The organism is Arthrobacter zhangbolii, assembly GCF_022869865.1.
GTDB classification, from domain to species: Bacteria; Actinomycetota; Actinomycetes; order Actinomycetales; family Micrococcaceae; genus Arthrobacter_B; species Arthrobacter_B zhangbolii.
Map to the genome: position 1 here is coordinate 3,238,814 of NZ_CP094984.1, position 13,839 is coordinate 3,252,652.

A 13,839-nucleotide genomic window follows, 5' to 3' on the forward strand; every position below is an offset into this window, starting at 1 on the left:
CCCAACGATGCGTTCCCAACACTGTGTTGCCAAAAAGCGAATGTCCATACAGATTCTTGAAAATCTTCATCCGTTTGCCTCGGGGCTTCCTTTTCTGCGTGCACATAGCCACCATGGAATGTTGCGGTAGGCGGCGCGCTGCGGCCGACCTCCCCGGTTTCTCACCAGTACAAGACGCACCTTCTAGGCGGACTTACCCGTGGTGCCCAGCTCCTCCCATAGGAAAGCCAGCATGGCGGCTCCGGCTTTGAGGATGTCGATCCGGGCGCTCTCGTCGCTGTGCCAGTTATCCTCCACCAGACCAGTCCCGAATCAGACCACGGGAATGTTCAGGGGCGAGGAGAGCAGTTCGGCTGGCCCGCCACCGGCGTTGCCCATCCGCCCCACCTTGGGCGCCTGAAAGCCTCGAGCCATTGCGCGGTCCCTACGGAGAACCGGACCCGGACGGTCGTCGAGGCCGTCAGTTCGGCGCCCGAAGCCCTCGCGAAGCTGTCAAGAGGTCCGATCCCGCCCGGCCGGGCACTATTCTGCAGAGAAAATACCGGCGAGGCCACCTCAAAACATGGAATGATCCGTTCCATGACGTCCAGCCTGGATCCAGCGACCGAACCTGTCAGCCAACAGAGTGAAGCTGCAGGCAGCGCATCGACGACGGAATACAGAGTGCTCTCCGTCAGCCGAAGCAGTAAGCACAACTTCAGCAAGGACCGGTTGGAATCGGTTCTGCTGGTGGAAGGGCTCGGCATCGACGGAGACGCTCATTCCGGTACTACCGTGCAGCATGTGTTCAGGAAGAAGTCGCACCCCGCGGAGCCCAACCTGCGGCAAGTACACCTGATCCAGGCGGAACTGTTCGACGAACTGGCGCAGGACGGCTTCGAAGTGCGTCCCGGCGACCTCGGGGAAAACATCACCACCCGCGGCATCGACCTGCTGAACCTGCCGGAGGGCACCCTCCTGCGGATCGGACCCGACGCCGTCGTCCAGATAACCGGCCTGCGGAACCCCTGCCGGCAGATCGACCGCTTCCAACCCGGCCTGCTCAAGGCCGTGTTGCCCCGCGACAGCGCCGGAAAAGTTGTGCGCAAGACGGGAGTGATGGGCATCGTCCTGACCGGTGGAATGGTAAGCATCGACGATGAAATCCGCGTGGAGGTTCCTGACGGGCCGCAGCGCCGGCTTAGGTGTGTCTGAGCAGCCAGGCGCCGACACCGACGGAACCCGGGACGGGCAAAACCCGACAGCATCCGCGCCTAAAACGCCGTTACGGAGTCAGCAGCACTTTCACCGCCCGGCGCTCATCCATGGCCCGGTAGCCTTCCGCGGCATCCTCGAGGGGAAGCGTGAGATCAAAGACCTGACCCGGATCGATGCTCCGGTTCCAGATCAGCTCGATCAATTCGGGCAGGAACCGGCGGACCGGCGCCGGGCCGCCAAGCATGTTGATTTCGGCGAAGAATAATTCCAGCCCCGGCAGGGCGACGTCGTGGGAGACACCCACGAACCCCATGTGCCCGCCGGGACGGGTGGAACGGACCGCCTGCATCATCGACTCCTGTGTGCCCACGGCCTCCACCACCGAGTGCGCGCCGAGCCCGTTGGTCATGTCCTTGATGACGGCCACGCCGTCGTCGCCCCGTTCGGCGACAATGTCCGTGGCGCCGAACCGGCGGGCCATTTCCTGCCGTTTCGGGTGCCTGCTCATGGCGATGACCCGCTCGGCGCCGAGTTGGCGTGCGGCCAGAACGGCAAGGAGCCCGACGGCGCCGTCGCCCACCACTGCCACGGTCTTGCCGGGACCTGCCTGTGCCGCCACGGCACCGAACCAGCCGGTACCGAGCACATCGGAGGCGGCCATCAGCGAAGGCAGCAGGCCGGCGTCGGGCTGGCCGGGAGTAGCGACCAGGGTGCCGTCGGCTAGCGGAATCCGCGCGAACTGCGCCTGGGTGCCGATCGCACCCATGGGATAGGCCTGCACGCAGCGGCTCTGGTAGCCGGCCCGGCAGATCTCGCAGGTGTTATCGGAGGCCCAGAAGGAGCCGACCACAAAGTCCCCGGGTTTCAGCGTGCGGACGTCGGCCCCGATCTCCGTGACCGTTCCCACGTACTCGTGGCCCATCGGCGCAGCGGATGACACCTCTTCAATGCCTCGGTACGGCCAGAGGTCGGAACCGCAGATGCAGGTTGCGGCGAGTTGGATGACAGCGTCCGTGGGCTCCAGGATCCGCGGGTCCTCCCGGTCCTGGACGCGGATATCTCCGGGGGCATGAATGACAACTCCGCGCATGAGTGTGCTCCTTCGAAGGATCCAGTGCTGTCACTTTCCAGCAGAGCACCCGGCACCTTCCCCGGGAAGTCCAAAACCTTGACGGCGAACACCGGCGGGCCATTTCGCCGGCGCGCCCGCTGCAGGAGGATGGGCGGCGGGGAACCATCGTTTCGCCGGGCGAACCCCACGCGCAGATTCGCTTGCCGCCTCCAGATCCGCGGCGCCCGGGTGTTCGGCATGGAGGTCGATCCAGCCCATGCCGCGCAGCCGTGGCCACTACGCTGGAACAATGACGCACAGCTTCGACAAGGACTACTGGGAGCAGCACTGGCACGAAGCCCCGGACACTGATCCGGACACGGGCCACGAGCCGCCCGCCAACCCCTACGTGGCACGCCTCGCGGCCGAACTTCCGGCGGGCACCGCACTGGACGCCGGCTGCGGCACGGGAGCCGAAGCCCTGGAACTGGCTGCCGCCGGCTGGGATGTGGTCGGCGCCGATGTTTCTGCGTCGGCCCTCGCCACGGCAGCCCGCCGGGCCGAAGCGCAGACCCTGTCCGGCAGCGTGACGTGGACGGAAGCTGACCTGACAGCTTGGGAGCCCAGCCGTCGCTTCGACCTGGTCACCACCAACTACGCCCACCCGGCGATGCCGCAGCTGGCGTTCTACTCCCGCGTCGCCGAGTGGGTGGCTCCGGGCGGGACGCTGCTGATTGTCGGGCACGCGCACGACGACGATGCCTCCACCGCGCACGGGCACCACCCGCCGGAGGAAGCGACGGTGACGGCCGAAGCCATCCGGGCACTCCTGGACCCGGCGGCATGGGACATCACCGTTGCTGAGGAACATCCGCGCTCCATGACCGCGCCGGACGGCACCCGGGTCACCCTGCGCGACGTCGTCGTCTCCGCCACGCGCCGCACCTAACCCGGCTGCCCGGACGGAATTTTCACAGCACCGCGGATGCTGAACCCTGCAAGGAGCAGCGCCCCACCGGCGTTGCCGACTGAACACCACCGAAGGGGTACGCAATGCCGACACTTGGAATCATTGGAAGCGGAAACATCGGCTCAGGCGTCGCGCGGCTGGCCGTTGCGGCCGGAATGAACGTGGTCATCGCCAACTCGCGCGGGCCCGAGTCCCTGCAGGACCTGGTCGCCGAATTTGGGCCGCTGGCCCAGGCAGGCACCGTGGAGGACGCAGCGAAACTCGGCGACGCCGTCGTACTCTCCATTCCCCTGAAGGCGGTGCAAGAGCTGCCGGAAGGGCTGCTGGAGGGCAGGTTTGTCCTCGACACCAGCAACTACTACCCCTCCCGGGACGGTCGCATCGCGGAGCTCGACGCCGGGACGGTGACCACCAGCGAACTGGTCTCCGGCTGGCTGCCCGGCGTGCGCTACGTCAAGGCCTTCAACAACATCCTGGCCCACCACCTGCCGCAGCTGGCCCGCCCCTCCGGAGCCCCGGACCGCTCCGCACTCCCGATTGCCGGCGACGACGACCAGGCCAAGGCCGAAGCGCAGGCGATCATCGATGCGCTGGGGTATGACACCGTGGACGCCGGACCGCTGTCCGAGAGCTGGAGGTTCGAGCCGGAATCGGCCGGGTACACGCGCATCTACCTCGCAGATCCGAACACCCCGGATGACCAGCTGCTGAGCTCGGTTCCCGGGCCGACGCCGGCCGACCGGGTCGAATCCGCCCTGGCCTCCGCCAGCCGGGTGAACGTGGCAGACCGCGTCTTCTAAGCATCAGGGGCTTCCGCCGGGTCCGGCCCGGCGGACCCCTGCCGGATGCCCGCCGACTGCCGGCCCAGCGGGCATCCGGGATGGGTTATCCCTCGCCTGAATAGTGCGCTTCGGCCTCCTTGCTCCACGCGCGCGCATAGAGTCCCAGGGTTGCCTCTTCGCGGAGGGAAATGCCCAGCCGGTTGAGCATCAGCCCGCTCGCAGCCATGGTCAGCCGCTGCGCACTCCGGCTGACCCGCTGCTTATCCGCCCGGTACAGATACAGATCGATGGCCTGCCCCCAGCGCTTGCGCCACAGATCCACCGCCGGCTCGGAGGCAAGGGCGGCCATCACCCGGTGCATGGGCATAATCCGCGGTGCCATCCGTGCCACCATGGCCCTGCGGACATGCTCTGCGGGCTGACCGGAGGCTCCTATGCAGGCCTGCAGATGGGCATTCCAGTAATAGTCCCAGCTGGTGGCCCTGCGGTCAGGCCAGAGGGCGGACCGGCGGCCGCGCATCATGGCATGGGCGGCGTCGAAGAGCAGCAGGGCCCCCAGCGTGGAGCGCATGCTCGGGCCTGGAAAGCGGTTCACCGCCCACATGGCCAGATCCGCGGACAACTCCGAAACCTCCGCCACCAGTTTCAGGCCGTGTTCCCCGCCGAACCGGGCAAACGTGGCTTCCATGAGCTCAGGGACCGGTTCGCCCGGAAGCGGCGGGTAAACAATGTCGATCGGTGTGGAGAGCTTCACCGGTCCCAGCGCTGCAGCATTCCCGTCCGCCAGCGTCCGGGCAAACTTCCACGCACGTCCAACAACAACTTCGGCGGCGCGCAAATGCAGGTGTACCGCGGGATGATCCGGGGCCGGGTTCCGGGTGAACCCAAACCGGTACCCGCCCCAGGCGCGTGCCTGGGCACTGAGCGGGACGGCAACGCGGCGGATAACCGCATCCCCCCAGTCCCTGTGCTCCGGTTCAGGTGCCGCCGATTCTATGGTCAGGATGGACCACAGGGTGCTCTCTGACAGCTGTCCCGCAGATCGGCCGGGCAGTTCTCTCCGTACGGCATGTGCTTGCGTTGTCTGGCTCATTTCATCCCCAAGATTGTTTGGCCTTTGGCTTCCCCCGCAACAAACAGACCCCCTGAGCGGGAGTCTTTGCGCCGTGCCCGGTGAACCGAAACCGGGCTGCGATACTCGTTTCCTGCGCGGAAATAGCGATTATGGCTGGCTGAGCCGGAGGGCACACGGGTAGTCGGGGTGTGGCCGGGCAGTGCCGGCCTCAGAGCTCCTTGACGGCCCGGATGGCGGCGACAGTGCGCGGAAAACCGATGTACGGGAAACAGTGCACCAGCGCGGCGACCACCGTCTGCCGGGAATTGCCCACCTGCAGGCAGGCCCGGCCGTGCGGCCCCAGCTGCGCGGCCGTGTCGCCGAGCGTGGCCAGGGCACAGAGCACCAGCAGTTCCCGCTCCGCACGCGTCAGCCCGCCGCGGGTGTAGAAGTCCCCGAAACAGAACTCCGTCAGGAACCGGGGCAGGGCCTCGTTGAAGGGCTCGGGCAGATCGGCCAGGTTGTCCCTGATCTCAGTGCCGTACAGGGGCAGCTGTTCGGCGAGTCCGCGCTGGTAGCGCCCGGCGTCGTCGTCCTCCGTTCCCTGGGCCGGCAGCGGAAGCGGAATCCCGCGGTCCCGGAACACGGCGTTGATGGTGGACAGCGCGTTGAGGGTGCGGGGAAACCCGATAAAGGGCGCCAGCTGGTACACGGCCTCGCGGATCTGCACCGGGGTGACGCCTACGTGCAGCGCCCCCGCCGTGTGGGCCGTCAGCTGCGGCAGGGTCTGCATGCAGGCAAGAACGGTCACCGTAATCAGTTCCCGGGTCCGGTCATCCAGGACGCCGGTACCGAAGACGTCGGCGAAAATGAAGCACCGCAGGATCTCCATCAGTTCGGGGTCATCCTCGTGCACGTCCCGGTCACGCGGCCCGAAGAGCCGGGCAAACGTCGCTTCTGCCTGCTCCCGGCGGGCCTCGGTGTCCTGCGGTGAACGGGGGTCCTCTGCCGTCATGGTGTGCTCCTTAGGCCCGGGCCGTCCTTCCCATGCAAGCACTCCGCCGCGGCGCCCGCCAGCAGCCGGGGAAAAACCTGCCGCCGGCCGGGTCCATCCGGCGTGCGCCGGAATTCGCTGGACGAGCCGCGTCCCGCCTCAATGCCCGTTCCCCTTCCCCGCAGACTGCGGGACCATGGCAGTCAAGAGCGTGTTCCGCCGATCGGCGAGGAGCCGGAACCATGATCCTGAACGAGACCTACATGCTGACCGACGGGCGGCCCATTCCGAAGCTGGGCCTGGGCACCTGGTTTATTGACGACGGCGCCGCAGCGCAGGCGGTCCGCGACGCGATCGGGATCGGTTACCGGAACATTGACACCGCCCAGGCCTACGGCAACGAGCGCGGGGTGGGTGAGGGCGTGCGCACCGGCGGGGTTCCCCGCGGTGAGCTGTTTGTCTCCAGCAAGCTGGCGGCAGAGATCAAGGACTACGACGACGCCGTGGCCGCCATTGACGGGTCCCTGGCCACCATGGGCCTGGAGTACCTGGACCTGATGCTGATCCACGCGCCCCAGCCCTGGAACGACTGGCGAGGCGGCACCTACGCGGAGGGAAACCGGGCGGCCTGGCGGGCGCTGGAAGAAGCGCAGCAGGCGGGCAAGCTCCGCTCCATCGGCGTCTCCAACTTCGAACAGTCCGATGTGGAGAACATCATCGAGGTCTGCACGGTGGCCCCGCAGGTGAACCAGGTGCTGTTCCACGTGGGCAACACCCCGGATGATCTTCTCTCCTACTGCACCGGGCAGGGCATCCTCATTGAGGCCTACTCCCCCATCGCCCACGGAGAGATCCTGGAGAACGCCGACGTCGCCGAGATGGCTGCACGCTACTCGGTGACCGTCCCGCAGCTGTGCATCCGTTATGCCCTGCAGCTGGGCACGGTCCCGCTGCCCAAAACGGCGAATCCGGACCATATGCGCGAGAACGCACAGGTGGACTTCACCATCTCCGACGAGGACATCAACACGCTGTGGCGGCTGCGCATCAGCGACTACGGCCAGTCCAGCCGGTTCCCGGTGTTCAGCGGTAAGTAGCCGCCACTGACCGCCGCTACGTTGAGAGGCCGCCGGGAGCTTCGGGGCCGGTGGGCCAGCGCAGCAGCGCGGCGACGCCGGCACCGCCGGGCAGCACGCCGTCGGGCACCAGAAGCAGGCTGGCGTCCGTCAGTGACGCCGCCCGCAGCATTGCGGACGGCGCGGACACGTGTCCCAGGACTTCCGCGCCGAGGGCGTGCTCCTCCGCGGTGGCAAGCCAGGGCTCGGCGCCCAGGGCCAGCATCTGCCGGTCGGCGAGCGCACTGTCGTTGAGGATCAGCACGTCCACCTGCGCCTGCTGCAGTGCAGTGACCACTGCTCCCACGCCCATGGCCGATTCGGGGTTCGCCTGCCCTTCCTGCAGGGCAAGCCGGTCCATGATTTGATCCTGTTCGGCTGCCCACTGCAGGGCAACGCGTTCCAGGACCCGGTCCTGGAAAACCTGCTGGTGGGAGTCTTCGGGGCGGGGCTCGGAATCGATCATGCTGACCAGCGGCTTGTGCGCCTCCGCCAGCTGTTCCTGCACCAGCCCCCGGGCGCGGACATCCCCGGCAAGCACAATCAGCCGGGCGCCGCTGCTGTCCACCACCCGGTCGATCGTTTCGGCCATGTCCTCCGCGTTGCGGCGCCAGACTTCCTCCGTGCGGCGCTGCATCTTGTCCTGCCCCCAGATGCCGCCGGACACTTTGTGGATGTCCTCGGTGGAACCTTCGACGTCCTCCACGGACGGAGGGCCGGGCCGGCCGACATATTCCAGCCGGATCTCCCCGCCCTCGCGTGATACGTCGGCAACAATGTACGGGAATTCCTCGGGACGGTGCTTGAGCAGCGGCAGCAGATCCGGCACCAGGTCAACGGAAACCTGCTGCGGGGACACCATTGGACCGGGGAGCAGCTCGTTCAGTTCCACCCCGCCCTGCCGGACCAGGACAAAACGCGAGATCGGGGCGGGCAGCCCGTAGGCAGGATCCACTGCGGTTTCCATCGCCTGCTGGTCCTCCGGTGGTGCCCCCTGCGCGGCCAGCGCTGCGAGGACATCCCCGGGACGGACCTCGGCGGCCTCCTTGGCGTCCACCGTGCCGGCACCGGCGTCAACATAGGCGGCGCACCACGGCCCTTGTCCCCGATACAGATCCGCAAATTTGTGGAGCTTCTCCGTCATGTCGATCTCCTTCGCACAAGGGCTGCTGCGGTGAATCAGTTTCCTCCAGCTAACACCGGTTCCGCCGGTAGTTAAAGGGTTGGGCGGACCGTGGGGCGTCAGGCGGCAGGATCGTAGGCGAAGGCCCGCACTTCCTGGGCGCACCGGCAGGCAGCGGCGAACTTCGCAGCCCATTCCAGTGCCGCCTCGCGGGTGGGTACTTCCAGTACCGTGTAGCCGCCCTCGATCTGTCGGGTCTGCGGATAGGTGCCGTCAATAACGGTCCCCTCACCGTCGACCATCACAGGCGGGACACTCTCATCGATGCCGCCGCCGAACACCCAGACGCCGGCGTCCTTGGCTTCCTGCGTCACGGCGTGGGCGGCGTCCGCCACGGACTGCATTTCCTGCTGCGGGACAATCATGGCGCTGCTGGGAAAGGAGATCAGGTACTTAGTCATGGCGGCGGACCCTTCTCGGATAGCTGGCAGGTGCCGTCCATTCTTGCGGACAACAGCACACCCGGCGAGGGGTGCGGGGCGGAAACCCGTACAGAAAACCCGGCGGACACCGGACCCGCAGACCTAGACCGCCGCTGTCTCCGAGGCAGACCGGGCCTCATCCCCGGCGCGGGAGCGGCGATACAGGACCATGTGAATGACATTCAGCACCGCAACTGCCACCAGGATGCCGAAAGCCACCCAGTTTTCCACGATCGCGTTCATCACGCAGGCAATCAACACCAGGACCAGCGTCATGATCTGCAGGGAAAGGATGGATTTCGAAGCGGACATTGCTCCTCTTTCGGCGGTCGGTCTGGGGTTCTCAGCTAAGAATCTACCTGCCGGACGTACCCCGGCCCTTTACCCGACTCCGTGCGCGTCCTTTGAGATCACGCCAAACCGGCCTAGTGCAGTGACTTCAACCCGATCACGCCGCCCACAATCATGGCCAGGAACAGGATTTTCAGCAGGGACACCGACTCCGCGCCCGTAGCCATGGCGTAAACGACGGTCAGGGTGGCGCCGATCCCCACCCACACGGCATACGAGGTGCCCAGCGGCAGTTCCCGCATGGCGAAGGCCAGCCCGGCCATGCTGGCCACCAGCGCGGTAACGAAAATAGCCGACGGCCAGAAACGGCTGAAGCCCTGCGACTTATCCAGCGCGGTGGCCCATACTGCTTCCAGGACGCCGGACAGCACCAACACAACCCATGACATAAAAATCTCCCACGGGCCGTCTTGTCGCACACCGGGTACGGCACCCCTCGTCCGGGAGACCGTGGAGCGGCCTCCCTTCCACGGTCGCACGCCCGGTTGCCGGGGGCAACTCGGGGCGGAACCGGGTTGCGGTGGAGGTTCCGGACCGGCCGCCAACAAAACGGTGCTTGTCATCCAACGGTTGACAAATCACCGATCCACAGTAGGTTGGGGGCATGGATTCCCCGGACACCGAGCCCCTGGCGCAGCTTAAGCGGCTGGTGGATCAGGCACATGGGCTCGCCGCCGGCGCGGACAAGAACGACGACGGCGCCCCGGACGCAGCAGCCGCCGTCGCCGTCGCCGTCGGCATTGAACGGGCCGCCGAGGCGCACCTGCGCTCCGCCGTCGCGGCAGCCCGCGCGGCCGGAGTGTCCTGGCAGCTCATTGGCGAGGCGCTGGGGATCTCCCGGCAGGCCGCGTTCAAACGGTTCGGATCGGCAGCAGCACTTGAAACAGGAGGAGAACTCATGACCCAGCCCGTGGTAAATCTCGAGGAACGCACCGAAGAGGTGTTCCGGATGCTCAGCAAGGGCGACTACGCCGGGGTCAAGGCACTGATGACCTTCACCTGTTCGCGCACGCTCACCAAGAAAAAGGTGATGCAGGTCTGGGATGGCGTGGTGCAGAAGACCGGGGCCCTGGAGTCGCTGTCAGACACCGTCACCCAGACCGCAGACGGCCGCAACATTGTGCTGCAGCAGATCAACCAGCTGCTGGGCGGCGGGCTGGTGGGGCAGACGCAGCTGAACCACGAGGCCGGGGAATGGATTGGCCGGGTGGCCTACAACGGTTCCGGAAAAATCACCGGAATGCTCATCGTCCATCCCATGAGCGCCTCCAACCTTCCCTTCTGACAACGCCGCGTCGGCGCGGACCATCGAACGGGCCGGTGGCATCCGGCCCGCACCGGCCCGGCCACCCGAACCCTCGGCAATGCATTGACGCCGGCCGGAACCGCGGGTCAGCGTGGAGGCATGACGCAGTCGGGCAATCGGGATGCAGACGGCGGCGGGCACGGCCCCGGCGCCGGGAACCCCCTCCCGGATGTGCCCGCGACAGCCGCCGCTTCCACGGCGGGCGAAACCGGCACCACCGACCCGGGTCCGGGACCGCAGCCGGCCTCCACTGCCCTGGACTGGGCCTTCTTCGCGTTCAGCGGTCTCGCGTCCATCTGGTTCGCCATCCTGTTGTTCCAGACCTCCCTGGAAATAGGACATATCGGCTTCCTGGTGGTTTTCTGGGCCGCACTGGCTTATCTGGTGCTGCCACGGCTGGACCGGATCCTGACCAAGATCTTTATCCCGGATTACTTCATGGGACGGACCCGCACCAATGCCGGACTGTTCGGCGACGCCGTCAACCTCGCCTTCCTGGGCAACGAGGAGCAGCTGCGCGGGGCACTCGGCCGGGCCGGCTGGCATCTCGCGGACCCGGTGACTCTGGCCAGCAGCTGGGGAATCGTCAGCTCCACCCTGCTGCACCGCAGCTATCCGAATGCCCCGGTCAGTCCGCTGCTGCTCTTTGGCCGGGAACAGGACTTTGCCTACGAGCAGGAGGTGGACGGGAACCCGCGCCAACGCCACCATGTGCGGTTCTGGCGCTGTCCGGAAGGCTGGATGCTGCCCGGCGGCATCGCCTCGGACTGGCTGGCCGCCGCCTCCTTTGACCGCGCCGTCGGGCTGTCCCTGTTTACGCTGCAGGTCACCCACCGGGTCGGAGAGAACATCGACGCCGAACGGGACTACCTCGTCGCGTCGCTGCAGCAGGTTTCGCCGGACGTCTCCGTCGACGTCATTAAGAATTTTTCCACCGGGTACCACTCGCGCAACGGCGGCGGGGACGCGATTGCCACTGATGGAGACCTGCCCGTGGTTGACGTGGGGCGCCTGCCGGAGCGGCCGGGCGAGCAGGAGGAACTGGCAGCGATCAACCGGACCGGCATCGGAACGCTGTCCCGGCTCCCGCTCCGCCGGCCGGCGCCGGTGGTCTTCGGCGCCGTGCTGGTGTTCCTGCGCGGGGTAGCCGCCCTGACGGTGGCCTCTCCCTTCCTTGCCCGCTTTGCCAATGGGCCGTGGGTGACCCAGATGCTGGGCGAGGAGAGCCAGGGGCTGGCGGACATGGGCAGCACCTACGCCCCGGCCAGTGTCTCGCTAACCGTCTTCGCCTGCGTGGAAGCGGTGCTGGCACTGTTGATCCTGCGCGGCAACAACATTGCCCGGGTCACCGCCATGTCCCTCAGCGCGGCGGCGATTATCCTGCAAATGATTGCGGTGGCCACCGGCCCGGCCGTTCCGCTGGCCGCCAACCTGTTCGGCTATTCCTTCGACATCCTGCTGATCCTGGCGCTGTCCAGCAGCCGTGCCAGGATTTACGCGCGCATGCACAGCCGCCGTCGCCGTCACCGGGTGCGCGGCGCCGGGAGCTAAAGGACCTCATTCGCTGACGCGCACGCGGCTCCGGTACTGCAGGGGCGACTCGCCCACGCTGCGCTTGAACGCCGTGCTGAAGGAACTTTCCGAGGAGTAGCCCAGCTCCAGTGCGAGGGCACGGACGCGGGTATCCCCGCCCCGCAGTTCCCGCTGCGCCACCAGCATCCGCCAGTTGTTCAGGTAGGTGCGCGGAGGTGTGCCCGCCACCTCACGGAAATGCTCCGCAAAAGCGGTGCGGGACATGGCGGACGCGCGTGCCAGGTCCTGGAGGCTCCAGGGCCGGGACGGCGAGGCATGGATCATGGCCAGGGCCGGCCGGAGCCGCTCGTCTGCCAGCAGTTTCAGCCACCCCTGCGGCAGATCCGCATCAGCGACAAAGGCCCGGAGGACATCCAACAGCAGCAGCTGCCCGTACTGGCGCACCGCAAACTCCCAGCCCATCCGCTGCCCGGAGAGTTCCTCGAACAACCGTTGAATCAGGATGTGCAGAAGCGGTGCGGATACTGTGCCGGAACGGATGTGCGCCACGGGCGGCAGGGTCTGCAGCAGCAGTTCCCTGCCCGCGGCATTCACGGTCACCCGGCCGCCGATGATGATGTCCCGGGCACTGCCGTCTCCGCTACGGACAAAACTGCCGCTGGCGGGAGGCTCCAGCCGGACGGGCGGGCCGTCACCGCTGCCGCCCTCCAACAGCAGCTCGGTGCGGCCGTTAAGGACGACGACGTCGCCGGCTTCCAGCAGCAGCGGCGTCTTCAGCCCGTCCGTGCTTAGCCGCATGCTGCCCTGCACCAAGGCGAAGAACTTCAGGTCTTCATCAATCCGGGAGCGGGATTCCCAGCGTCCGCTCACTGTCATGCCGCCGGAGATCATGCTCCGGACGCTGATGAATTCCAGGACTTCGGACAGCCGGTCACTTTCCATGGTTGTACTCTAGGGCAAAAAATCAGGACTCTACATTATTCACCGTACGGATTCGGACGGGCAGAGTGGACTTACGCTTCCCGCAGCGGGAAGGACCGAACTTTCCAGGAGTCCCCATGAATGACAGCATGATTGCCCTCGTGACCGGTGCCAACAAGGGCATTGGACGTCAGATAGCCAGCCAGCTCGCCGCCCTTGGCCACACGGTGGTGGTGGCCGCACGTAACGCCGATGCCGGTGAGCGGGCTGCCGCGGAAATGCGGGCGGAGGGCGGCAACGCCGTCGCCGTAGTCCTGGATGTCACGAACCGCGCCTCGGTGGAAGCCGCAGCGGATGCCATCAAGACCCGCTTCGGCCGGCTGGACGCCCTGGTGAACAATGCCGGTATTGTCGCGACGCCGGGCGTCAGCTTCGCTGCCCAGCAGCCGGGCTCGGCCGAGGTGGAGGAAATCCGCGCGGTATTCGAGACCAACTTCTTTGGCGTCATTTCCGTGACCGCCGCTTTCCTGCCGCTGCTGCGTCTCTCCGATGCCCCGCGCATTGTCAACGTTTCCAGCGTGGCCGGCTCCCTGGCCGCAGTGTCCGATCCGGCCAACACGAACCCGCTTGCCGCCGGCTACGCACCCTCCAAGACCGCGCTGACCTCCCTGACCCTGCAGTATGCGAAGGGCCTGGCGCCGGAGGGGATCCTGGTCAATGCGGTCTGCCCCGGCTTCGTGGCCACGGACCTGAATGGCTTCCGCGGCACCCGCACCCCGGAGCAGGGTGCCCGGGCCGCCGTACGCATGGCGACCATACCCGGCGACGGTCCCACCGGGACTTTCAGTGACGAGGACGGTCCGCTGCCCTGGTAGCCGGACCGGCAGCGGCTCAGTAGGTGGCGGACCGGTGTAGCGTGCTGACCGGCCAAGACCGGGACCCGCCCGGCTCCGGGCATTC

15 protein-coding genes and 1 riboswitch are annotated in these 13,839 nt (G+C 66.8%); of the genes, 7 read left to right on the forward strand and 8 right to left on the reverse strand.

Annotation, left to right across the window (positions count from 1 at the left end; all coding sequences use genetic code 11):
* The first annotated feature begins 579 nt into the window (after window positions 1-579).
* Window positions 580-1,194, forward strand: a complete 615-nt coding sequence (locus tag MUK71_RS15115; RefSeq protein WP_227928359.1) for an MOSC domain-containing protein — start codon at window positions 580-582, stop codon at window positions 1,192-1,194.
* Window positions 1,195-1,264: 70 nt separating this feature from the next.
* Here MUK71_RS15115 and MUK71_RS15120 read toward each other — a convergent pair whose 3' ends face one another.
* Window positions 1,265-2,287, reverse strand: a complete 1,023-nt coding sequence (locus MUK71_RS15120) for a zinc-dependent alcohol dehydrogenase family protein (RefSeq protein ID WP_227928358.1) — start codon at window positions 2,285-2,287, stop codon at window positions 1,265-1,267.
* A gap of 271 nt (window positions 2,288-2,558) precedes the next feature.
* On the opposite strand from MUK71_RS15120, the gene MUK71_RS15125 reads away from it, so the two are divergent.
* Together MUK71_RS15125 and MUK71_RS15130 are read left to right on the forward strand one after the other, a co-directional pair.
* Complete coding sequence (locus MUK71_RS15125; RefSeq protein ID WP_227928357.1) at window positions 2,559-3,197, forward strand: class I SAM-dependent methyltransferase; 639 nt, start codon at window positions 2,559-2,561, stop codon at window positions 3,195-3,197.
* A gap of 104 nt (window positions 3,198-3,301) precedes the next feature.
* On the forward strand, window positions 3,302-4,018 hold the full coding sequence (locus MUK71_RS15130; protein WP_227928356.1) for an NADPH-dependent F420 reductase: 717 nt from the start codon (window positions 3,302-3,304) through the stop codon (window positions 4,016-4,018).
* 85 nt (window positions 4,019-4,103) lie between these two features.
* Here the strand turns inward: MUK71_RS15130 and MUK71_RS15135 are convergent, their stop codons facing one another.
* Entirely contained in the window at window positions 4,104-5,093 is a 990-nt protein-coding gene (locus MUK71_RS15135; protein ID WP_227928354.1) for a lantibiotic dehydratase C-terminal domain-containing protein, read from the reverse strand.
* Between the two features lie 190 nt (window positions 5,094-5,283).
* On the reverse strand, window positions 5,284-6,069 hold the full coding sequence (locus MUK71_RS15140) for a carboxymuconolactone decarboxylase family protein (RefSeq protein WP_227928352.1): 786 nt from the start codon (window positions 6,067-6,069) through the stop codon (window positions 5,284-5,286).
* Between the two features lie 221 nt (window positions 6,070-6,290).
* Here MUK71_RS15140 and MUK71_RS15145 point away from each other — a divergent pair, with 221 nt between their 5' ends.
* On the forward strand, window positions 6,291-7,145 hold the full coding sequence (locus tag MUK71_RS15145; protein WP_227928350.1) for an aldo/keto reductase: 855 nt from the start codon (window positions 6,291-6,293) through the stop codon (window positions 7,143-7,145).
* Between the two features lie 16 nt (window positions 7,146-7,161).
* Here the strand turns inward: MUK71_RS15145 and MUK71_RS15150 are convergent, their stop codons facing one another.
* From MUK71_RS15150 to MUK71_RS15165, 4 genes are all read right to left on the reverse strand, one after another.
* Entirely contained in the window at window positions 7,162-8,307 is a 1,146-nt protein-coding gene (locus tag MUK71_RS15150; protein ID WP_227928349.1) for a baeRF2 domain-containing protein, read from the reverse strand.
* Between the two features lie 98 nt (window positions 8,308-8,405).
* Window positions 8,406-8,747 (reverse strand): YciI family protein, encoded by a 342-nt coding sequence (locus MUK71_RS15155; RefSeq protein ID WP_227902915.1) that lies wholly within the window; start codon window positions 8,745-8,747, stop codon window positions 8,406-8,408.
* A 123-nt stretch (window positions 8,748-8,870) separates the two neighbouring features.
* A complete protein-coding gene (locus MUK71_RS15160; RefSeq protein ID WP_227902916.1) occupies window positions 8,871-9,080 on the reverse strand; it encodes a hypothetical protein in 210 nt (69 codons plus the stop codon).
* Between the two features lie 113 nt (window positions 9,081-9,193).
* Window positions 9,194-9,508 carry a DMT family transporter gene (locus tag MUK71_RS15165; protein WP_227928346.1) on the reverse strand — a complete coding sequence of 105 codons (315 nt, stop codon included), beginning with the start codon at window positions 9,506-9,508 and terminating at the stop codon, window positions 9,194-9,196.
* Window positions 9,509-9,518: 10 nt separating this feature from the next.
* Window positions 9,519-9,585: riboswitch (guanidine-III (ykkC-III) riboswitch) on the reverse strand.
* A gap of 138 nt (window positions 9,586-9,723) precedes the next feature.
* On the opposite strand from MUK71_RS15165, the gene MUK71_RS15170 reads away from it, so the two are divergent.
* Complete coding sequence (locus MUK71_RS15170; RefSeq protein ID WP_227928345.1) at window positions 9,724-10,404, forward strand: DUF3887 domain-containing protein; 681 nt, start codon at window positions 9,724-9,726, stop codon at window positions 10,402-10,404.
* Window positions 10,405-10,524: 120 nt separating this feature from the next.
* Complete coding sequence (locus MUK71_RS15175) at window positions 10,525-11,976, forward strand: LssY C-terminal domain-containing protein (protein ID WP_227928343.1); 1,452 nt, start codon at window positions 10,525-10,527, stop codon at window positions 11,974-11,976.
* 6 nt (window positions 11,977-11,982) lie between these two features.
* On the opposite strand, the gene MUK71_RS15180 is transcribed toward MUK71_RS15175, so the two are convergent.
* A complete protein-coding gene (locus tag MUK71_RS15180) occupies window positions 11,983-12,900 on the reverse strand; it encodes an AraC family transcriptional regulator (protein WP_227928341.1) in 918 nt (305 codons plus the stop codon).
* 116 nt (window positions 12,901-13,016) lie between these two features.
* On the opposite strand from MUK71_RS15180, the gene MUK71_RS15185 reads away from it, so the two are divergent.
* Window positions 13,017-13,754: an SDR family oxidoreductase gene (locus tag MUK71_RS15185; protein ID WP_227928339.1), complete on the forward strand. Its 738-nt coding sequence runs from the start codon at window positions 13,017-13,019 to the stop codon at window positions 13,752-13,754.
* Window positions 13,755-13,839: the final 85 nt, after the last annotated feature.